The following is a 612-nucleotide window of genomic DNA, read 5'->3' on the forward strand; positions in this document are numbered from 1 at the left end:
TTTGCTAGCGCGACCGCTTCTGCACTGTCTGCTGCGTGAAGCTGAGTTGGCTTAAAGAGCGGAGCTTGGTGCGACAACATCATGTTGTTACGTTTTGAATCGTAATCGTAAGAGAAGTTACGAGTAACAAACAAATCACTGGCTGAGTTCAGCGTCACTTGCATCCCTTCATGGCGCTCTAACGCATCACGCAGAGTTTCGCCTTCTTTGATCACAAGCGGCGTCACCAATGGAATGTCTGACGTGCCAGTTTTTACATAGCTGGTTGCGTCAGAAGAAAGCTGAGTATTGCTGTAGTACTCCTGAACCTTACCTTTCACACAAACTACGTCACCAGGCTTTAGCTCGGTATCTGCGGCGTTCGTATGAATAAATAGACCTTCAGACGTCTTATCGTTGTTATCGTTCTCGATAGCTTGCAGGTAGAAGCCTTTCGTCAAACCGCTAGTAACAGCGCTCACGACACCAGTAACAAAATGCTCTTCTGTCGTAATGTATGGGTAACCATCGATAAATGGCGAAGAAGCACCTTCACCTTGAATGTCTTGAATGGATGTGAACGTTGGCGCGTGGCCATCCACTTCACACACAAATGCTGCAGGTGGCTCAGCT

At 47.5% G+C, this 612-nt stretch carries 1 pseudogene; it reads right to left on the bottom strand.

The features are described from left to right. Positions 1-612: pseudogene (locus R7R24_RS28310) on the bottom strand (nuclease); the annotation flags it as partial.

The sequence above is a fragment of the Vibrio sp. 704 genome (assembly GCF_033339295.1).